The 18,639-nt window shown below is 72.4% G+C and carries 19 protein-coding genes; 13 read left to right on the forward strand and 6 right to left on the reverse strand.

What is annotated here, in order from left to right:
- Positions 1-20: 20 nt before the first annotated feature.
- Positions 21-929, reverse strand: a complete 909-nt coding sequence (locus tag C7C45_RS28070) for an oxidoreductase (RefSeq protein WP_110567039.1) — start codon at positions 927-929, stop codon at positions 21-23.
- Between the two features lie 84 nt (positions 930-1,013).
- Here C7C45_RS28070 and C7C45_RS28075 point away from each other — a divergent pair, with 84 nt between their 5' ends.
- Positions 1,014-1,514, forward strand: coding sequence for a TetR/AcrR family transcriptional regulator (locus C7C45_RS28075; protein WP_110567041.1), 501 nt, complete (start codon positions 1,014-1,016; stop codon positions 1,512-1,514).
- A gap of 79 nt (positions 1,515-1,593) precedes the next feature.
- On the opposite strand, the gene C7C45_RS28080 is transcribed toward C7C45_RS28075, so the two are convergent.
- The gene (locus tag C7C45_RS28080; RefSeq protein WP_110567043.1) at positions 1,594-1,926 is read right to left on the reverse strand and encodes an STAS domain-containing protein; all 333 of its coding nucleotides are present in this window, start codon (positions 1,924-1,926) and stop codon (positions 1,594-1,596) included.
- Positions 1,927-2,124: 198 nt separating this feature from the next.
- On the opposite strand from C7C45_RS28080, the gene C7C45_RS28085 reads away from it, so the two are divergent.
- From C7C45_RS28085 to C7C45_RS28105, 5 genes are all read left to right on the forward strand, one after another.
- Complete coding sequence (locus C7C45_RS28085; RefSeq protein ID WP_110567045.1) at positions 2,125-3,885, forward strand: PP2C family protein-serine/threonine phosphatase; 1,761 nt, start codon at positions 2,125-2,127, stop codon at positions 3,883-3,885.
- Positions 3,882-4,919, forward strand: a complete 1,038-nt coding sequence (locus tag C7C45_RS28090) for a cobalamin B12-binding domain-containing protein (RefSeq protein WP_110567047.1) — start codon at positions 3,882-3,884, stop codon at positions 4,917-4,919. Before C7C45_RS28085 ends, C7C45_RS28090 begins: the two co-directional genes overlap by 4 nt.
- A gap of 115 nt (positions 4,920-5,034) precedes the next feature.
- Positions 5,035-5,382 carry an STAS domain-containing protein gene (locus C7C45_RS28095; protein ID WP_110567048.1) on the forward strand — a complete coding sequence of 116 codons (348 nt, stop codon included), beginning with the start codon at positions 5,035-5,037 and terminating at the stop codon, positions 5,380-5,382.
- Between the two features lie 69 nt (positions 5,383-5,451).
- Complete coding sequence (locus tag C7C45_RS28100; RefSeq protein ID WP_110567050.1) at positions 5,452-5,898, forward strand: response regulator; 447 nt, start codon at positions 5,452-5,454, stop codon at positions 5,896-5,898.
- A gap of 111 nt (positions 5,899-6,009) precedes the next feature.
- Entirely contained in the window at positions 6,010-6,531 is a 522-nt protein-coding gene (locus C7C45_RS28105; protein WP_110567052.1) for an ATPase, read from the forward strand.
- Positions 6,532-6,549: 18 nt separating this feature from the next.
- On the opposite strand, the gene C7C45_RS28110 is transcribed toward C7C45_RS28105, so the two are convergent.
- The 3 genes from C7C45_RS28110 to C7C45_RS28120 all read right to left on the reverse strand — a co-directional run bounded on the left by C7C45_RS28110 (position 6,550) and on the right by C7C45_RS28120 (position 9,397).
- The gene (locus C7C45_RS28110) at positions 6,550-7,398 is read right to left on the reverse strand and encodes a hypothetical protein (RefSeq protein ID WP_167454853.1); all 849 of its coding nucleotides are present in this window, start codon (positions 7,396-7,398) and stop codon (positions 6,550-6,552) included.
- 500 nt (positions 7,399-7,898) lie between these two features.
- On the reverse strand, positions 7,899-8,324 hold the full coding sequence (locus tag C7C45_RS28115) for an OsmC family protein (RefSeq protein ID WP_110567054.1): 426 nt from the start codon (positions 8,322-8,324) through the stop codon (positions 7,899-7,901).
- Between the two features lie 125 nt (positions 8,325-8,449).
- The gene (locus C7C45_RS28120) at positions 8,450-9,397 is read right to left on the reverse strand and encodes a serine/threonine-protein kinase (protein WP_110567073.1); all 948 of its coding nucleotides are present in this window, start codon (positions 9,395-9,397) and stop codon (positions 8,450-8,452) included.
- Positions 9,398-9,586: 189 nt separating this feature from the next.
- On the opposite strand from C7C45_RS28120, the gene C7C45_RS28125 reads away from it, so the two are divergent.
- The 3 genes from C7C45_RS28125 to C7C45_RS28135 all read left to right on the forward strand — a co-directional run bounded on the left by C7C45_RS28125 (position 9,587) and on the right by C7C45_RS28135 (position 12,148).
- Positions 9,587-9,817, forward strand: a complete 231-nt coding sequence (locus C7C45_RS28125) for a hypothetical protein (RefSeq protein ID WP_110567056.1) — start codon at positions 9,587-9,589, stop codon at positions 9,815-9,817.
- Between the two features lie 101 nt (positions 9,818-9,918).
- Positions 9,919-10,665 carry a response regulator transcription factor gene (locus C7C45_RS28130; RefSeq protein WP_110567058.1) on the forward strand — a complete coding sequence of 249 codons (747 nt, stop codon included), beginning with the start codon at positions 9,919-9,921 and terminating at the stop codon, positions 10,663-10,665.
- Entirely contained in the window at positions 10,643-12,148 is a 1,506-nt protein-coding gene (locus tag C7C45_RS28135; RefSeq protein ID WP_110567060.1) for a sensor histidine kinase, read from the forward strand. The genes C7C45_RS28130 and C7C45_RS28135 overlap by 23 nt, the downstream gene beginning before the upstream one ends.
- 39 nt (positions 12,149-12,187) lie before the next feature.
- Here the strand turns inward: C7C45_RS28135 and C7C45_RS28140 are convergent, their stop codons facing one another.
- Entirely contained in the window at positions 12,188-13,036 is an 849-nt protein-coding gene (locus C7C45_RS28140; protein ID WP_167454854.1) for an arginase family protein, read from the reverse strand.
- Between the two features lie 198 nt (positions 13,037-13,234).
- Here C7C45_RS28140 and C7C45_RS34245 point away from each other — a divergent pair, with 198 nt between their 5' ends.
- From C7C45_RS34245 to C7C45_RS28155, 4 genes are all read left to right on the forward strand, one after another.
- Positions 13,235-13,384, forward strand: a complete 150-nt coding sequence (locus tag C7C45_RS34245) for a hypothetical protein (RefSeq protein WP_165947858.1) — start codon at positions 13,235-13,237, stop codon at positions 13,382-13,384.
- Between the two features lie 17 nt (positions 13,385-13,401).
- Complete coding sequence (locus C7C45_RS28145) at positions 13,402-14,832, forward strand: class I SAM-dependent methyltransferase (protein ID WP_110567075.1); 1,431 nt, start codon at positions 13,402-13,404, stop codon at positions 14,830-14,832.
- Positions 14,825-16,843, forward strand: coding sequence for a sulfatase-like hydrolase/transferase (locus C7C45_RS28150; protein WP_110567064.1), 2,019 nt, complete (start codon positions 14,825-14,827; stop codon positions 16,841-16,843). The genes C7C45_RS28145 and C7C45_RS28150 overlap by 8 nt, the downstream gene beginning before the upstream one ends.
- A gap of 220 nt (positions 16,844-17,063) precedes the next feature.
- Positions 17,064-18,347 carry a citrate synthase gene (locus C7C45_RS28155; RefSeq protein ID WP_110567066.1) on the forward strand — a complete coding sequence of 428 codons (1,284 nt, stop codon included), beginning with the start codon at positions 17,064-17,066 and terminating at the stop codon, positions 18,345-18,347.
- Positions 18,348-18,639: the final 292 nt, after the last annotated feature.

Genomic DNA, 18,639 nt, shown 5'->3' on the forward strand with positions numbered 1-18,639 from the left:
GTCGCCACACCACGAACAGATCAGCGCGCAGCTTCGGTACGCAAGGGGTAGGCGACGCCGGTCGCCGCTTCGGACATCGCCCACAGGCGCCGTCGTGTGGCCGGGTCGCAGGCACGTTCCGGGGCCGGGTGCCGCTTCGGGGCGCCCTTGAACTGGCCGGGACCGCCCGGTCCGTAGTACTCGCCGCCGGCGGCTTGCGGGTCGGTGGCCGCCCGTAGTACGGACAGTGCACCGGCCTGAGCAGGCTGGGTAAACAGCCACCCGATCGTCGCGTTGGCCACGCGGAAGCCTGGCGATGCGTCACGAAACAGGCTGGTGCGCGCTCCGCCCGGATGGGCCGCGAGGCTGATCGTCGATGAGTCGGACGCGGCGAGTCGATGCTGCAGTTCGAACGCGAACAGCAAATTCGCGAGTTTCGAGGCGTTGTAGGCCGTGGCTGGCCGGTACCCGTCGAGGTTCCTGAGGTCGAGGTCCGTGACGGACCCTGCGGCGGCCGCCTTGCTGCTGACCGTGACGATCCGCCCGGCCGGTGATCGCTCGAGCAGGTCGAGGAGGAGGCCGGTCAGCGCGAAGTGGCCGAGGTGGTTGACGCCCATCTGAGACTCGAAGCCGTCCTCGGTGCGCTGTGCCGGCTGCCACCACAGACCGGCGTTGTTGATCAGGATGTCGAGTCGCTCGAAGCGCTGGTGGAGGTCGCTTGCCGCTTGCCGCACGGTTTGCAGGTTGGCGAGGTCGAGTGCGAGGACGCTGCCGCTGCCGGGTAACGCACGCACGGCGTCCGCACCGCGTGCCGCGTGGCGAGCGCCGATCACCACGTGGGCTCCTCGTGCGCTCAGAGCTATTGCCATTTCCCGGCCGATGCCGGCGGTAGCTCCGGTCACCAGCGCGGTGGTGCCGTCGAGCCGGGGTATGTCGCGCGCACTCCACATGGCGTCTCCTATAATCGGAACGGTCGCCCCGTTTTTGACTATACGGAACGATCGCCCCGCTTGTCGACAGGCCGGAGGATCCCCATGCGTGCCGACGCTCGCCGCAATCGCCAGAGCGTCCTGGATGCCGCCTACGAGATCCTGGCCACCGAGGGCCTGGGCGTGCCCATCGACGAGATCGCCCGCCGCGCAGGCGTCGGCGCCGGCACCGTGTATCGGCACTTTCCGACCAAGGAGTCGCTCATCGAGGCCGTGGTGCTCAACCGCCTCCACGCCCTGACCGACAAGGCCCGTTCCGGCATCGATTTCGCCGAGTTCTTCACCGTCATGGTGGAGGCCGGCCTCACCAATCGCGCCATCGCGGACGTTCTGGCCGGCGGCGGATACCAGATACCCGCTGACGCTGACGCTGCCCTCCACGCCGCCTTCGCGGAACTCCTGCAAGAGGCGCAGCAACGCGGAACCATCCGCCCGGACGTCACGCCCGACGACATTCAAGCCCTCGTGATCGGCTGCGTCGCGACCGCGCGGCACCGCGGCGCCACCGCCCTCGTTCAGGTCGTCGTCGCCGGCCTACGCGCCTGATGCGCGGAGTCCCTCGGTGCCGCTTCGGCTCACCCGGAGCGCCAAGATCGAGTGCGCGATCCCGGACCCGCGTCCCTGCTCAGCCGATGGCGCGCAGGTCGTCGGCGGCATACTCCACGGCCAGCAACTCGGTCAGACCCGTGCGATCCAGCAACCGCTGCAGGTGTCGGCCGACCCCGGTCAGCCGGATCGCCCCGGCGGAGCGGTGCACTACCAGCAGGGCGCTGAGCCCGGAGGAGTCGCAGAGGGTCACGCCGGTCAGGTCGATCAGCACCTGCTCGTCGCCGCGCAGGTCGGCCGCCGCGGCGACCAGGTCGGGCGCGGTGTCGTAGTCGAGCTCGCCAGCCAGCCGTAGTCGGACGTGCCCAGCATCGAGCCGGGTTGCCTCGATGGTCAACAACTGGTCGGACATCCCACCATGTTGCCAGTCGGACGTGTAGGCGCAACTTGGGGGCGACGGCGCGTACGGAGGGTGGTCGCCCGGCGCCACCGCCAGCGGCGCGGAGATGCCGCTGTCCCGGTACGCGCGTAGGGTGGGCTGGAGAGTTTTGACCATAGACGCCGGTTCCGGCACGGGTTCGGGTGGATGACAAGGAGTGAGGCTCAGCTGGTGACTGCTTCCGACGTCAGGGACTGGGACCCGGGCGATGGACGGCACTCGACGCCGAGCACGACACGGCCTCCGGCGTGGTCCGCCGACCTCCCGCCCCACCCCACCGCCGACCTCCCGCCGGTGCCCTCCGACCGGGGTTCTGCCGCACCCGACCTGTTCGAGGTCGTCGAGCACTTCCGTGAGGGCCTGGTGGTCTGTGACGCCACCGGCGTCGTCCGGCACGTCAGCCCGGTGGCCGAGCGGTTACTGCCCGGCGTGACGCCCGGCGAGCTGCTCAGCGCGGCCGGTGTGCCCGGCCTGAGCGACGGCAACGCCGGCGGCTTCAGCTATCGCGGCCGGCGGCTCACCGCCCGCCAGGTGCCCCTCTCCGGCGCCCGCTGCTGCTGGTACGTCGAGGACGTCACCGACAGCGTCGGCCGCGCCGACGCGCTGCTCGCCGAACGGGCACGCTCGGCCTTTCTGGCCGTGGTCGGTGACAAGCTGGGCAACCCCCTGCACCCCGACCGGGCCGCCGCCGCAGTCGTCCGACTCGCCGTGCCGACCCTGGCCGAGGTGGCCGTGCTGGTCCTCGCCCCGCGCGCCGGTCGGGCCCGTTGGTGGCGGGCCTCGCGCGCCGACGACGAAACGCCGATGGTGGACAGCGGCGCCCTGGCCGCCGCCGAGCTGCCCGCCGCCGTCGCCGACGGGCTGACCGGGATCGAACCGCACGCGGTGGACTGGTTGGTCGAGCAGGCGATCGACGCCGGTCTGCTGCCCGGCCTCGCCGGCAGCGCCGCCCGGGTCGTCCCGCTGCCCGGCCGTGACGCTCCGGTCGGTGTGCTGCTGGTCGCCCGCCGCGCCACCGGCTGGTACGACGAGGCCGACGTGGAGCTGATCCGCGCGTTCACGGCCCGCGCCGGAGCGGCGTTGACCACCGCCCTGCTCTACCGCGACCAGGCGGAGGTCGCCGACACCCTCCAGGCCAGCCTGTTGCCGGTCGAGCCGGCCGAAGCCGCAGGCGTGCAGTGGGGCACCGCGTACCGGCCGGCGCAGGCGGGACTGCGCATCGGAGGCGACTTCTACGGCTCGCACCGGCTCGCCGACGGGGGTTCGGTGTTCTTCCTCGGCGACGTGTCGGGCAAGGGCGTCGAGGCGGCCGTCCTGACCGGCCAGTTACGTCAGTGCCTGCAGGCGTTGCACCGGTTGGAGTCGCACCCCGGCCGTCTGCTGCGGCTGCTCAACGACGCGTTGCTGGAGACGACCCAGGCGCACGGCCAGGGCCGCTTCGCCACGATCGTGCTCGGCGTGGCCCGCCCACAGCGCGACGGGGGCCTCACCCTCACCCTGGCCGGCGGCGGGCACCTGCCGCCGCTGGTGCTGCGCGCCTCCGGCGAGGTGGAGTCGGTGCCGCTGCGGGGCATGCTGATCGGGGTGGTGCCCGACCCCCGCGTCGGCGAGGTGACCGTGCGGCTGGCACCCGGCGAGACCTGCCTGCTCTACAGCGACGGGGTGACCGAGGCCCGAGGTGGCCGTCGCGGCGACGAGCAGTTCGGCACAGAACGGCTGGTCACCGCGTTGAGCGGCTGCCAACGGATGCCAGCGCCGGCCCTGGCCGAGCGGGTCGAGCAGATCACCTGCGACTGGTTGGCGCACGGCGACCACGACGACATCGCGGTGCTGGCGCTGCGGGCGACCGGCCCGAGCGGGCGCGAGTCGCGGCACCTGCACTCGGTGCCCACGCCGGCCGACCCCGACCAGCAGGAGGAGACCGACGCGTGAGCACCGCCACGGCCGCCGCCGACCCGACCGACGCCTACGTCGGCTATCTGGACTGCCTCGCCGACGCCGACGAGTACGGCGCGATCGACCTGGCGACCGGCCTGCTCGACGCGGGCGTGCCGGCGGAGCGGGTGCTGCTCGACCTGGTCGCGCCCGCCCAGGTCGAGGTGGGCGAGCGGTGGGCGCGCAACGAGTGGAGCGTCGCCCAGGAGCACGCGGCCACCCACATCAGTGAGCAGGTGGTGGCGGCGGTGGCCGCGCACGCCAACCCGCGCCCCACCGGCGGGCGAGTCGTGGTCGCCTGCATGGACGGCGAGTGGCACGCGCTGCCGCCCCGGCTGGTGGCCGAGGTGCTGCGGTTGCGCGGCTGGCAGGTGACCTTCCTGGGCGCCAGCGTGCCCGCGGCACACCTCGTGTCGTACCTGCACCGCTACGACGCGCACGCGGTCGCGTTGGCGTGCGCGCTGCCGATGCGGCTGCCGTACGCCCACCGGATGATCGAGGCGTGCCGCCGCTCGGACGTGCCGGTGGTGGTCGGTGGGCGCGGGTTCGGGGTGGATGGTCGGTGGGCGGCTCGGCTTGGTGTGGCGTGGGCGCCCGACGCGCCCTCGGCGGCTGAGCTGATCGCCGACGAGCGGGCGCTGCGCGGGGTGCCGTCGGCACGGCTCGCCCACCTGGCCGACGACGAGTACGCGAGCCTGGTGCGGCGTCGTGGCGAGTTGATCGACGGCGCCCTGGCGGACGTGCTCGAGCGGGTGCCGTCGGCGCGGGGCTACACCGCGACGCAGCTCGACTCGACCGTGAGCGACCTGGGTCACATCGTGGACTTCCTGGCCGCAGCGGTCTACGTCGACGACGCCTCGCTGTTCACCGAGTTCGTCGAGTGGCTGTCGGGGATCCTGCTGAGTCGGGAGGTGCCCGCCGGGGCCGTCGCTCACTCCCTGGAGCACTTTTCCGTCGCGCTGCGTGATTTCCCCCGGGCGGGGCGTGTGCTGGCCCTGGGGTGCGCCGCGCTGCCTGCCGCCGGCCCCTGAACGCCCACCCGCCGGCCCGTTGTCGATCACCGCGCCCTGCGGTTCCCGGGGCGCCCCTGCGTATACTTGCCGCACTGCAAACGTCCCACCCGTGGGTGGAGCGAGGGGGAGAACGGTGACGTTCAGCGTCAGCTACGTCGAACGCGACGACGGCGGCGCCCGCCTGCGGCTCGCGGGCGAGCTGGACCTGAGCAGCGCCCCCGAGCTGAGCGCCGCGATCGACGGGCTCACCGCCGCCGGCGAGACCCGGGTGCTGCTCGACCTCACCGACCTCACGTTCTGCGACTCCACCGGGATGGCCGTGTTCGTCCGGGGGGACAATCAGGCGGCGGCTGCCGGAGGCTGGCTCCGGCTCACCGGCGCCCACGGCCGTGTCGAGCGGGTGTTGCGGGTGACCGGCCTGGCCGAGGTGTTGCGCTACGAACCTGAGTCGGTCGACCCCGCGTCCCGCAGTGCTTCGTGATGGGCTAGATTTCCCCGCCAACGCGGTGACCGTCCGGTCCCGTCCCCGCCGACCCCGAGGCAGGTAGTGATGGGCGCAGACAGCCCACAGCCGGTACGCATCCTGGTGGTCGACGACGACCCGGGCGACGTGCTCATGATCGAGGAGGCGTTGGCCGACTCCGACGTCGACAAGGTCATCGACGTGGTCAGTGACGGCGAGGAGGCGATGGAGTTCCTCCGCGCCGAGGGCCGGCACGAGCAGGCCCGCCGGCCGGACGTGATCCTGCTCGACCTGAACATGCCGCGGATGGACGGTCGGCAGGTGCTCGGCGCGGTGAAGCAGGACGAGGATCTGCGCACCATCCCGATCGTCGTGCTGACCACGTCCAACGCCGACACCGACATCGTCGGCAGCTACACGCTGCAGGCCAACGCCTACGTCACCAAGCCGATCGACCTGGACGACTTCAACGACGTGGTTCGCCGCATCGACGAGTTCTTCGGCCGGGTGGTCGTGCTGCCCAAGCGGGTCTGACCCGCGCCCCACGCGCGCATGCTGAACATTTTTCCCGAACCCCCTCGGTGGTCGCGGACGCGGCCGAGGATCCAGGTGGGGAAGTAACAGCAGCTGCCTGGGGGCGACAGTATGAGGTTCTCCGTCGTTGAGACCGGTTACGACCAGCGGCAGGTGGATTCCTGCCTGGACGAGTTGGGGATCCGGTTGTCCCGGCTCGCGGCGCGGGCCGAGGGCGCCGCGGGAGCTACCCGCGAGTGGGACGAGATCCGCCAGGAGGCGGCCTGGCTCAGCGGGCTCCTGCAGCGGCTGGATCTTGGCGACGCCGCCGCCGGCCGGTACGCCGGTGACCCGGTGCGGCGTGCGGCAGCCGACATCCTGGCCCAGGCCCGGGTCGCGCTGGACGAGGCCCGCGAGGAGGCACGGCAGGTGCGGGAGCGGGCGTACGCGGAGGCCGTGCAGGCCCGGCGCGACTTCGAGGCGGCGCTGTACGCCCGGCGGCGGCGCGAGGCGCGGGTGGACGAGATCCTCAACCAGGTGACACTGGATCAGGTACCGGCCGACACCCCGACCGCGGCTGCCGGCGTACCGGACAGCCGGGTGGGAGTCGGCGGGCTGGACGCGGGCGCGGAACCTCCGCCCGGCCGTCGCTGACGCTGGCGGGCGCCCTGCTCAGGTGGTGAGCGCCGCTACGACGGTGGTCGCCCGATCCTCGTGCTGGGCGTACGCGTCGGGGTAGGCGGAGATCTGCACGGCCTGGGCGGCCGCGGTGACGCTCATGTCCTGCCAGCCCGGGATCTCGTTGAGGGCGCTGTAGAAGGCCCGTGCGGCGTACGACGGGCGCATCAGCTGGGCCACCGTCCCCCAGCCGCTGCTGGGTCGCTGCTGGAACAACCCGACCGAGTCGTGGTCGGAGCCGCTGCCCTGGTTCGCGTACTCGAACGACTCTGGGAGTACCGCGCTGGCCAGGTTGTAGAGGTTGCTCTCCTGCATGGCGGTGGACAGTGCCACCACCAGGGCGCGGCGCGGCATCTTCATCTCCAGGCCGACGTCCACGATGATCTTCGCGTTGTCCATCTGGGCCTGGTCGAGGCCGGCGACCGGTCGGGGTCGGCGTGGCTTGACGGGCTTCTTGGGTGCCTTGGGCGCGGCGGTATGGGCGGGCGTGGGCGTGGCCGTCGGGCTGGGCAGGATCCGTGCGGGGGCGGCCTCGCGGTCCAGCGACCGGGAGGCGCGCTCATCGGCGATGTTGGCACGGTCGGCCACCGCCTCGGCGAGCGGCTCCACCGTGCGCGGGGTGTCCTCGCTGCCGCGGGCGGTGGCGACCGCGACGAGGCTGAGGCAGCAGGTGACACCGGTGGCCAGGGCCACCCGGACCGGGGTCGAGCCCAGCAGGGGCCGCCGGGGCGGTTCCGGGGCGCGGTGACGGCCTATCGTCCGTTCGGTTGATGCGGCGTCGCCCAGAAGGGTGGTCGGGCGCGCGTTGGTCAGCTTCTGGTCGTCGGGGTCGTCGGGGTGCACTCGCCGAGGTTAAAGAGCTGACTGGTCGATGCCATCGGCCCGCGCGGTGGCATGCGCCACAATTTGCCCCGATCATGGTGACTTCGAGGGGCAAAAGTGGCGTGAGTCTGACCAACCTCGCGGAACGGTCCCAACCGTTATTCCCGATTCGCCGGGTGAATACGGTCGCCCGGCCGCGCCCTGAACCGACCTTCCGTCGCTTCCTGGGGGGTCGGCCGTTCGGCCGGATGTAACCTCAGCCAAACGGCCGACTGCGCGTCGCTCACACGGTCTACTCGCTCCGCCGGTGCCGTGATGTCGAGCAGATCAACTCCATATCGGCGACATCGCGCTATCCCGGGACGCGGATACCGCAACGTCGGCGACACGGAGTTGATCTAGCGCCGGGCGGGCGGATGGTGGCTGCGCCGGGGGCGGAGGCTGGCTGGCTCGCGTCGGGCGGGCGGCTTGCGCCGGGTGGGTGGTTGCGCTGGGCGGCGGGGGACTTGGCGGGCCGGATCTCAGTGTCGGCCGTTCTCCGCCGGCGTGACGGTCAGGCGGTGTCGGCTGGTGTCGCCGCTGGAGAAGGGCCAGAGCCGGTCGGCGTACTCGACCAGGTCGGCCAGCTGATCTCTGCTCAGGCCGGCCGAGGAGATCTCCGCGTGCACGTCGGCCCGGTACCGCCCGTCGTTGTCGCGCCCCAGCTTCGCCTCCGCCCGTACCTGGACGGTGTGCGCCTCGTCGGTGATCTCCCCGGCCACCTCCACCGCCGCATGATGCAGGCAGGAGGCGAAGGCCGCGGCCAGCAACTGTTCCGGCGTCAACCCGGTGCAGTGCGGGGCCAGCGGCGAAGCCAGCGCGGTGGAGAGCCCACCATCGTCGGTGCGTACGTGACCGCCCTCGGCGGTCGCTGTGGCCTCACGCAGCCAGGAACTCTGATCCGGCATCGCGTTTCTCCCGTCGCTCACCGGGTCGGCTACCCGGCAGCCACCCCGCGAAACGCCGCCACCCCGCGGAACGCCGCGGACCGGCGGAACGCTGGCCCCCGGTGGAAACGCCGCGGACCGGACTGTCAGCGCTCGGCGACCCGGTTCGACTCGTCGAGCACCGCGACCGCCTCGGTCGCCTCCGCGGCGGCCTGGTCGGTCCACGGCGACACCGTGGCCGGCCGGCGGCTCGTCGGGATCATCATCGGCACATATACCCGGGCGTCCACGGCCTCGGCCAGCACCAGCGCCGCGACCATGCTGGTCGGGCGCTGCTCAGGATCGTCGGCGAGGCAGGAGTGGCACAGCTCGGCCACCTCCGACGGCAGCCCGTCGATCTCGGGCAGCGGCTCCGGTGGCTGACGACGGCGTACGCCGAGCAGTTCGTTGGTGGTGGCCGCGTGGTACGGCAGACGGGCGGTGAGGCAGTAGTAGAGCAGCACGCCGAGGGCGTACATGTCGGCGGCGGGGGTGGCCGGCGCCCTCTGCAACTGCTCGGGCGCCAGGTACGCCGGGGTGCCCAACACCGTTCCGGTCGGTGTCGGGTCCGCCGCGCCGGCGGGGGTGGCGATGCCGAAGTCGAGCACCTTCACCCCCGACGGGGTGAGCATGACGTTGGCGGGCTTGACGTCCCGGTGCACGATGCCCTCCGCGTGGGCGGCGGCGAGTGCCGCGGCGACCTCCGCGCAGACCCGTACGGAGATCCGCCAGTCCAGCGGCCCGGCCCGCAGGTGCGCGGCGAGCGTCTCACCCTCGGCCAGCTCCATCACGATGTACGGCGCCGGGCGGCCCGACCAGGTCGAGGCGGTGCCGAAGTCGTGCACGCTCGCCACGTTCGGGTGCACGAGGCGGGCTGCCGAGCGGGCCTCCGCGCGGATCCGGTCCTCCGGGCCGTCCTGATCGTCGGGGCCGGGGAGGATGAGCTTCACCGCGACCGGCCGGTCCAACACCTGGTCGTGCGCCCGCCACACCTCGGACATCCCGCCCACGCCGATGCGCTGCTCGAGCTGATACCGCCCGTCCAGTGTGCGCATCGCCCGCTCCTCGCCCTCGTCCCGCCGAGAGCGGGTGCTCCCGTCGCGGTACCCGAGCTCCGAGCTGGGCAAACCGACAGCGCACCGGCCCGGCGCACCTCGCTGCGGCGCGACGACGGGTGCGGTAGCTTGCGAGCCAGAGCCGGTGTCACCGATTGTGCCGGCACCGTCACCGCAGGGGGCGCCGCGATGGGCGAGGTCACCGTACGCTTCGTCGGCGGGCCGGCGGACGGCCTGGTCCGGCTGCTGCCGGCCAGCTCCGACGGCACCCCACCACAACGTTGGATCATGCGGCACCCGGATGGCACCGGGCCGGTGCAGCCCGGCCCCGACCACCTCTACGAACGCGACCGGCCCGACGACGCGGGCGGCTGGAGCATGCGGTTCGTGCGGACCGACGCGTACGGGGTGTCCGAGTGACGACGAGGCTGGGCTGACCGGTGGGGCGGCGGGCCGGCCGCACAGCCGGCACACAGCTCCCGCAGGGGCGTGGCACAGGCGTCGCGGCCACGATGGGGGGCATGGTCACGAACGGGCAGGCCGCGCCGAGCTGGATCGAGCTGCTGCGCCCCGACGGCGAACCCGTCCGGGTGCTGGTGGTCGACGACGAACCGACGCTCACCGACCTGCTGTCGATGGCGCTGCGCTACGAGGGCTGGCAGGTGCGCAGCGCCGGCAACGGCATGACGGCGTTGAGCGCCGCACGGCAGTTCCAGCCGGACGCCGTGGTGCTCGACGTGATGCTGCCCGACCTGGACGGCTTCCAGGTGCTGCGCCGGCTGCGCGAGCACGCCCCCACCGTGCCGGTGCTCTTCCTGACCGCCCGCGACGCGGTCGAGGAACGCATCGCCGGGCTGACCGTCGGTGGCGACGACTACGTCACCAAGCCGTTCAGCCTGGAGGAGGTGATCGCCCGGCTGCGCGCGCTGTTGCGGCGCTCCGGCTTCGCGGTCGCCGCCCGGGAGGACGCGATCCTCACCGTCGGTGACCTCAGCCTCGACGAGGACAGCCACGAGGTACGCCGCGACGGCCAACTGATCACCCTCACCGCGACGGAGTTCGAGTTGCTGCGCTTTCTGATGCGCAACCCCCGCCGGGTGCTGAGCAAGGCGCAGATCCTCGACCGGGTGTGGAACTACGACTTCGGGGGTCAGGCCAACGTGGTGGAGCTGTACATCTCGTACCTACGCAAGAAGATCGACGCCGGCCGGGCACCGATGATTCACACGTTGCGTGGTGCGGGCTATGTCCTCAAGCCCGCCGAGTAAGCGCCGCCCGATGCGCGCCGCCCGCCGCTGGCTGGCCGGCCGCTCGCTGCGTACCCGATTGGTGTTCGCCCTTCTCGCGCTGCTGGCGTTGGTCAGCGTCGCCATCGGTGGCATCACCACCGTGGCGCTGCGGCACTTCCTGATCGACCGGCTCGATGCCCAACTGGCCCCCGCGACGGTCATGCGGGGTGAACGCCCGGGGCGGCCGGCCTTCCCCGGCAACGGACCCGCCATCCCACCGGGGTCGCCCTCCGGCACGGTGGTCGCCGTGATCACCAACGGTCAGGTGACGAGCGCGCGGACGCTGACCAGCAGCCCGTCCAGCGACGACCCGTTCCCCGACGAGCAGGCCGTCCCGGTGGAGGAGGTCGCCACCCTGGCGGGCCTGCCGGTCGGTGCCGAACCACGCACCGTCGACCTCGGCGCCCGCGGCGACTACCGGGCCGTGGCCCGGCAGTACTGGGACGGCAGGGTACGCGTCATCGCGATCCCGCTGGCCGGAGTGCGGGAGACCGTCCAGCGGCAACTCGCCGCGCAGGCCGGGGTGGCCGCCGTCGGGCTGCTTCTCGCGGGCGCTGCCGGCGCGCTGATCGTGCGGGCCACGCTGCGCCCGCTCAACCGGGTGGCCGCCACCGCCACCCGGGTCACCGAGCTGCCCCTGGACCGTGGCGAGGTGGCGCTCGCCGTCCGGGTTCCGGCCGCCGACACCGACCCGCGAACCGAGGTCGGCCAGGTCGGCGCGGCACTGAACCGGATGCTGGGCCACGTCGCCGACGCGCTGTCCGCCCGGCAGGCCAGCGAGACCCGGGTACGCCAGTTCGTCGCCGACGCCAGCCACGAGTTGCGCACGCCCCTCGCCGCGATCCGCGGCTACGCCGAGGTGGCCCGGCGCGGCCGCGACGAGGTACCCACCGACGTGGCCCACGCGCTGCGCCGGGTGGAGTCGGAGAGCACCCGGATGACCAGCCTCGTCGACGATTTGCTGCTGCTGGCCCGGCTGGACTCCGGTCGGCCGCTCGCGGTGGACCCGGTCGACCTGACCGCCCTGGTGGTGGACGCGGTCAGCGACGCGCACGTCGCCGGCCCCGAACACCGCTGGCAGCTCGGTCTGCCCGAGGTGGCGATCCGAGTGCCCGGCGACGCCGCCCGACTGCACCAGGTGGTGGCGAACCTTCTGGCCAACGCCCGGGTGCACACCCCGCCCGGCAGCACGGTCACCACCACGCTGGCCGTCGACGGCGACAGCGCCGTGCTCACCGTCGCCGACGACGGGCCCGGGGTGCCGGCCCAGTTGCAACCGGAGATGTTCGAGCGGTTCGCCCGCGGCGACAGCTCCCGGTCCCGGACGCACGGCAGCACCGGCCTCGGCCTGGCGATCGTCGCGGCGGTCGTGGAGGCCCACCACGGCACTGTCCGGGTGGACAGCCAGCCCGGCCGGACCGTGTTCACCGTCCGGTTGCCCAATCCCACAGCTGACGCATAGTCGGCGCACGGCGTCGCGCCAGCCCGAGCCTGCCGACGCTCAGTCGCCGAGCACCTGGGCGAGGACCTCGACCACGCGTCGCGTGTGGCGCCCGTCGGGGTCCTCGTCGGTGTTCAGGTCTGTCACGCTCATCCCGAGCAGCCGATCGGCGCGGGCCAGGGGAGTGACCAGCGCGATCAGGTCCGCCCAGCGCAGCCCGTCCGGCTCGGGGTAGGTCACCGCCGGCAGGTCGCGTGGGTCCACCACGTCCAGGTCGAGGTGCAGCCAGGCCGGCCCGTCCCCGCCAGCGACCAGGCCCGCGCCGACCGCCGCCGCGCCTCGGCGCAACACCTCGACGGCCGGCAGCTGGTGGATCGCCGGGTCGATCCGGGCCGCTTCGACCCGGCTGCTCTCGTCGGTGGGCGGGCGGTGCCCGAGCAGGTGTACGCGGTTCGGGTCGAGCAGCGCGTCGTCCGGCCCGACGGCGGCGGCGGGGCCGTGCCCGGTGACCACCGACAGGTCCATGTCGGCGGCCTCGCCGGTCGGCGAGGTCACCCCGTCGAGGAAATCCGGGTGGGCGTCGACGAACCACAGCTCCGTCGTCGGGGGCAGGGCCCGGCAGATGCCGGGCAGGATCGCGCAGTCCCCGCCGAGCACCAGCGGCCGGTGGCCATCGGAGATCAACGCGGCGACCCGGGCGCTGACGGCCGCACCGGCCCGGGGCAGCTCGGCGGCGCCGATCACCCCGCTCGCCGGATCCCGGGTCGAGTCGCGCAACCGCGCCTCGTCCACCCGCCCGTCGTCCTCGGCGGCCAGGGCGTCCAACAGGCCGGCCCGGCGCAGCGCGGCCGGCGCCCGCTCCTCGCCGCGCCCAGCTCCGGAGGAGTCCAACGGCGCGTCAACGATCATCCAGCGCACGTTCGGAGCGTACCGAGCAGAGTGGTGTCCCGGTCGCTTTCTGTGGCGAGGCTGGGAGTCCGGCAATGTGCCCGCGACGCGGATGACGATCAGCGTACGGTGAGGGACAAGTCCGGCTTTCTGGGTCAAAAGCCTCATCGGTGTACGCCTGGGACCGGGGTCAGGACGGGCGAGGGCAAGGAGCGATCGGTGGAACATCTGGCCTACCTGGACGCGGGATCCGGCAGCCTGATCGTGCAGGCGGTCGTCGGCGGGGTGGCCGGCGCCGCAGTCGCCGCCAAGCTCTACTGGCGACGCCTCGTCGACCGGTTCCGCCGGCAACCCACCGACCAGCGGTGAGCGGGCTGGTCCCGGCGATGGCGATCTCACCCACCGAGGTACGGCCCGAGCCGGCCTCCTTCCGCGACCCGGCCAACCGCGTCTTCCACGTCGGCGACGAGGTGCTGCGCGGGCTGGACACGCAGGCCGCCGAGCACTGGCGGGCACTCGCCGGCAGCACGTTCTTCCCGGCGTTCGTCGCCGCGCGCAAGGTCTGCGCCACCGAGGACGCCCCGTCGACACTGGTGCCCGCCGCGACCGGGACCCCGTGGGCCGCTGTGCTGCGCCACGAGCGCATCCCGTTCGTCTCCCACCCGTACGAGTGGTCGTTCAGCATGTTGCGCGACGCAGCCCTGCTGCACCTGGAGATCCTCCGCGCCGCCCTCACCGACGGTTTCACCACCAAGGACGGCTCGGCGTACAACCTGCAGTGGCGCGGCGCGGAGCCGGTCTTCATCGACATCGGCTCCTTCGAGCCGGTCCGCGACGGCGAACCGTGGGCCGGCTACCGGCAGTTCTGCCAGACCGTGCTCTACCCGCTGATGCTCACCGCCCACCTCGGCGTCGACTTCCAGCCGTGGCTGCGCGCCCGGGTCGACGGCATCGAAGCCGACGAGCTGCGACCGCTGTTCGGCGGGGCCCGCCGGCTGCGCCCCGGCGTACTGACCCACCTGCACCTGCACGGGGTGATGCAGCAACGTAACGCCGCCGCCAGCACCACCGACGTACGCGCCCAACTGCGGGCCGCCGGCTTCTCCCGGGAGTTGCTGTTCGCCACCGTACGCGGCATGGAGAAACTGGTCCGCCGGCTCAACCATCGCCCGGCGGAGAGCCACTGGTCGGACTACCAGCGCACCTGCGGCTACTCGGTCCGGGACCGGGTGGCGAAGGAACAGTTCGTGGCCGCCGCGGTGGCCGCCGGCACCCGCCCCCGCCTGGTGCTCGACCTCGGTGCCAACGACGGACGGTACTCCCGGTTGGCGGTCGGGCACGCCGACTACGTGGTCGCCGTCGAGCAGGACCCGGCCGTGGTCGACGAGCTGTACCGCAAGCTGCGCTCCGAGGGACAGCGCCGCATCCTGCCACTGGTGCTGGACCTGGCCGACCCGTCACCCGGTGGTGGCTGGCGGGGCGTCGAGCGGGCCGGCTTCGCCGAGCGGGCGTCCGCCGACGTGGTGCTCGCCCTGGCCGTGGTGCACCACCTGGCGATCGGGCGCAACGTGCCGCTGCCGGAGGTCATCGACTGGCTGGCCGGGCTGACCGCGCCCGGCGGCGCGATCGTGGTGGAGTTCGTCGGGCCGGAAGACCCGATGGCAACCCGGTTGTTGGCCAACAAGCCCGCCGGCCTCTTCCCGGACTACCGGCGCGACACCTTCGAGGCGTTGCTCGCCGCCCGGGGACGAATCACCCACCGGCTGGAGCTGCCCTCGGGCACCCGCACGCTCTACCGGACGGTGATGGGTGGCTGAACCAGCCGCCGCCGGCGAGCGGTGGGACCGGGGTTGGCGGGGCGAGGTGGCCCGCCTGCTGGAAGTGGTCGCGCTGGTCGGGCTGGTGGTCACCCAACCACTGCTGGACGTGCTCGGCCGCAGCCCCGACTTCTTCCTCTTCCACCGCGCCGACCCGGCCCAGATCCTGCTCCTGGTCGCCCTGGTGGCGGTGGTGCCCACGATGCCGGTGGCACTGCTCGGCGCGCTCAGCCGACTCGCGGGCAGGACCGCCCGCGCCCTCACCCACACCGGGCTGGTCGGGCTGCTGCTCGCCGCCCTCGCCGTGCAGGTGGGCCGACACGTGACGCCACTTCGGGGCGTACCCCTGCTGTGTGTCGCCGGTCTGGCCGGCGCGGCCGGCGCGGCCGCACACCGGCGGTGGCGGGCCCCCGGCCGGGTGCTGCGACTGGCCGCCGCCGGGCCGGTGGCCTTCGTGGCGCTCTTCCTGTTCGCCTCACCCACCTCGGCGGTGGTGCTGCCGCGCACCGACGGCGGGGCGGCCGGCACCGCACAGGGCACGGGGGTGCACCCGCCGGTGGTCATGCTGATCCTCGACGAACTGCCACTGGTCAGCCTGCTGGGCACCGACGGGCGGATCGACGCGGCAAAATACCCGCACTTCGCCGAGCTAGCCGACGGGTCGACCTGGTACCGCAACGCCACCGGGGTCAGCGGGTGGACGCCCAACGCGCTGCCCGCGATGCTCACCGGCCGCTACCCGGCGCGGCCGGTCGCCCCGCACTACTCGCAGTACCCGGACAACCTCTTCACCGCCTTCGGCGGCCTCTACGACATCCGCGCCGAGGAGAGCATCACCCGGCTGTGCCCGCCCAGCCGCTGCGAGCAGCCCGCCACCCCGGAGCAGGGGCTCGACGTGCTGGTCCGCAAGACCGGAAAACTGCTCCGCCAGATCACCGGGCCGACGGCCACCCAGGTCGACCCGGAGGACTCCTACCGGGAGCAGACCCGGGCCGAGGCCGGCCTGGACGCGGCCGAACCGGTGCCGGCCGACCCGACGTTCCGCTGGGACAGTCTGGACGACAACCAACCCGCCCGGTTCACCAGCTTCCTGGCCGGGCTGAAGCCGACGACCCGACCCACCCTGCACTTCCTGCACCTGCTGATGCCGCACTCACCATGGGCGTTCCTGCCGTCCGGTGCGCGCTACGACGCCCCGGAGGACCTACCCAACGACGGCGCCGGCTGGGTCGACCTGGCCCGCCAGCGGCACCTCGCCCAACTCGGCTACACCGACCGGCTGATCGGCGAAACCCTGCGGACGCTGCGTGCCAGCGGCCTCTACGACCAGGCCCTCGTCGTGGTGACCGCCGACCACGGCGTCAGCTTCCGCCCGGGGGCCCAGGGCCGGGGCATGGACGCGATCAAAGCCGCCGCCGGCGAGGTCGCCTGGGTGCCGACGTTCATCAAGGAACCCCGGCAGCGGACCGGCCGGGTGGACGACCGCAACTGGGAACACGTCGACCTGCTGCCGACCGTGGCCGACGACGCCAACATCCGGCTGCCCTGGCGGGTCGACGGCCGCTCCGCCCGGCAGGCCCCGCGCACCGACGGCACGAAGCACTTCTACGACCGTCCCGGCGAACCCGTCACCTTCCCCGGTGGGGTGCCCACCCCGCCGCCCCTGCCGACGCCGCACCCCCTGGTCGGCACCGAGGTACGCGCCGGCCCGGTCGACGGCAGCGCCCGGGTGGCCGACCTGGCCGCGTTCAAGGCCATGGACCCGGACACCGGCACCCTCCCGGCGCTCGTCTGGGGGGACGTCCCCGACCGGATCCCGGACGGCACACTCCTGGCGGTGGCCGTCAACGGCCGGATCGGGGCCGTCGTTCCGGTGGTGCCGCCCGACCCCGGTGGACGCCGGTTCGCCGCGCTGCTCACCGACGACAAGCTCTTCCACGCCGGTACCAACCAGCTCGACGTCCTCCAGGTCGGCACGGACGGTTCGTTGCGACGTCTCGCGCTGTCCTGACCTGGTCCTGGGTACGTCCTGGCCTGGTCCTGGCCCTGGTCGTGCCGCCGGTTCCGCCTTCGTCCCGTTCCGTGGGAGGTGGGGTTTCCCGGCGGCCCAGTCGGGAATCGGGTGACGCATACCTCACCGCCGAACCACGGCGGGCGTTGTCCCCTGGGCCGCAATTACGGTAGAAGCGAAGGCAATTCAACGTAGATCTGCCGGCGAAGCGAGGAATTACATGACGGAAGTCAAGCTCGATCACCCCGGTGGGCAGCTGTCGATGCCGGTGCATCCTGCGGTCGAGGGCCCCGCCGGTATCGGGGTGAGCAAGCTGCTGAAAGAAACCGGGATGACAACGTACGACCCCGGTTTCGTCAACACCGCGGCTGCCTCATCCGCGATCACCTACATCGACGGCGACGCGGGGATCCTGCGTTACCGGGGATACCCGATCGAGCAGTTGGCCGAGAAGTCCTCCTTCCTGGAGGTCTCCTACCTGCTCATCTACGGTGAGCTGCCCACCGAGCAGCAGCTGACCGAGTTCACCGAGTGGATTCGGCGGCACTCGCTGCTGCACGAGGAGATGCGCCGCTTCTTCGACGGCTTCCCCCGGGACGCCCACCCGATGGCGGTGCTCTCGTCCGCGGTGAGCGCTCTGTCCACCTTCTACCAGGACAGCCTGGACCCGTTCGACTCCGAGCACGTGGAGATCTCGACGGTCCGGCTGATGGCGAAGGTGCCCACCATCGCCTCGTACGCGTACAAGAAGTCCATCGGGCAGCCGCTGCTGTACCCGGACAACTCGCTGGGGTACGTGGACAACCTGCTGCGGATGACCTTCGGCGTGCCGGCGGAGCCGTACGAGGTCGACCCGGTGATGTCGAAGGTGCTGGACATGCTCTTCGTCCTGCACGCCGACCACGAGCAGAACTGCTCCACGTCGACCGTCCGCCTGGTCGGCTCCAGCAACGCCAACCTGTTCGCCTCGGTCTCCGCCGGCGTGAACGCCCTGTTCGGCCCACTGCACGGCGGCGCCAACCAGGCGGTGCTGGAGATGCTCCAGCAGATCCACGCCGGCGACGACGACGTCCGCTCCTTCGTCCGCAAGGTGAAGAACAAGGAGGACGGCGTCAAGCTGATGGGCTTCGGCCACCGGGTCTACAAGAACTACGACCCGCGGGCGGCGATCGTCAAGAAGGCCGCGCAGGACGTGCTGGGCCGGATGGCCAAGCCGGACCCGCTGCTGGACATCGCCATGGAGCTGGAGGAGATCGCGCTCGCCGACGACTTCTTCGTCTCCCGTCGGCTCTACCCGAACGTGGACTTCTACACCGGCCTGATCTACAAGGCCATGGGCTTCCCGACCAAGATGTTCACGGTGCTGTTCGCGCTCGGCCGGCTCCCCGGCTGGATCGCGCAGTGGCGCGAGATGATCAGCGACCCGGAGACCAAGATCGGCCGTCCGCGGCAGGTCTACGTCGGTGCTCCCGAGCGGGACTACGTCCCCTTCGCCGAGCGCTGACCCCTCCGCCTCCGCACCACGACAGGCCGCCGACCCGTTCCGGGTCGGCGGCCTGTCGTCTGTCCGCGGGGGCTGCCGGGTGCCTGTCGCTGGCCCTGTAGACCTGCCCCACCGGTGGGGCGCTCGCATAGGGCGCCGCCGACCGGGTGCTGTCGGCGTCCGCATGCTGCCTGTTATGCCGGCTTAATCCACCCGGTGGGGTCCGGCGAGTGTCCGCGGAGGCCTCCTCTGCGGTGATCGACTCCATATCGCCGACCTTGCGGTATCCCAGCGCTTGGGCTCAAGTGGTTGT

Source organism: Micromonospora arborensis (assembly GCF_003205615.1).
GTDB classification, from domain to species: Bacteria; Actinomycetota; Actinomycetes; order Mycobacteriales; family Micromonosporaceae; genus Micromonospora; species Micromonospora arborensis.

Excerpts from the sequence above, each read along its gene's own strand:
- C7C45_RS28070 (WP_110567039.1), bottom strand. The coding sequence starts at position 929 with ATGTGGAGTGCGCGCGACATACCCCGGCTCGACGGCACCACCGCGCTG.
- C7C45_RS28075 (WP_110567041.1), top strand. The coding sequence starts at position 1,014 with ATGCGTGCCGACGCTCGCCGCAATCGCCAGAGCGTCCTGGATGCCGCC.
- C7C45_RS28080 (WP_110567043.1), bottom strand. The coding sequence starts at position 1,926 with ATGTCCGACCAGTTGTTGACCATCGAGGCAACCCGGCTCGATGCTGGG.
- C7C45_RS28100 (WP_110567050.1), top strand. The coding sequence starts at position 5,452 with ATGGGCGCAGACAGCCCACAGCCGGTACGCATCCTGGTGGTCGACGAC.
- C7C45_RS28105 (WP_110567052.1), top strand. The coding sequence starts at position 6,010 with ATGAGGTTCTCCGTCGTTGAGACCGGTTACGACCAGCGGCAGGTGGAT.
- C7C45_RS28115 (WP_110567054.1), bottom strand. The coding sequence starts at position 8,324 with ATGCCGGATCAGAGTTCCTGGCTGCGTGAGGCCACAGCGACCGCCGAG.
- C7C45_RS28120 (WP_110567073.1), bottom strand. The coding sequence starts at position 9,397 with ATGCGCACACTGGACGGGCGGTATCAGCTCGAGCAGCGCATCGGCGTG.
- C7C45_RS28125 (WP_110567056.1), top strand. The coding sequence starts at position 9,587 with ATGGGCGAGGTCACCGTACGCTTCGTCGGCGGGCCGGCGGACGGCCTG.
- C7C45_RS28130 (WP_110567058.1), top strand. The coding sequence starts at position 9,919 with ATGGTCACGAACGGGCAGGCCGCGCCGAGCTGGATCGAGCTGCTGCGC.
- C7C45_RS28135 (WP_110567060.1), top strand. The coding sequence starts at position 10,643 with ATGTCCTCAAGCCCGCCGAGTAAGCGCCGCCCGATGCGCGCCGCCCGC.
- C7C45_RS28140 (WP_167454854.1), bottom strand. The coding sequence starts at position 13,036 with ATGATCGTTGACGCGCCGTTGGACTCCTCCGGAGCTGGGCGCGGCGAG.
- C7C45_RS28145 (WP_110567075.1), top strand. The coding sequence starts at position 13,402 with ATGGCGATCTCACCCACCGAGGTACGGCCCGAGCCGGCCTCCTTCCGC.
- C7C45_RS28155 (WP_110567066.1), top strand. The coding sequence starts at position 17,064 with ATGACGGAAGTCAAGCTCGATCACCCCGGTGGGCAGCTGTCGATGCCG.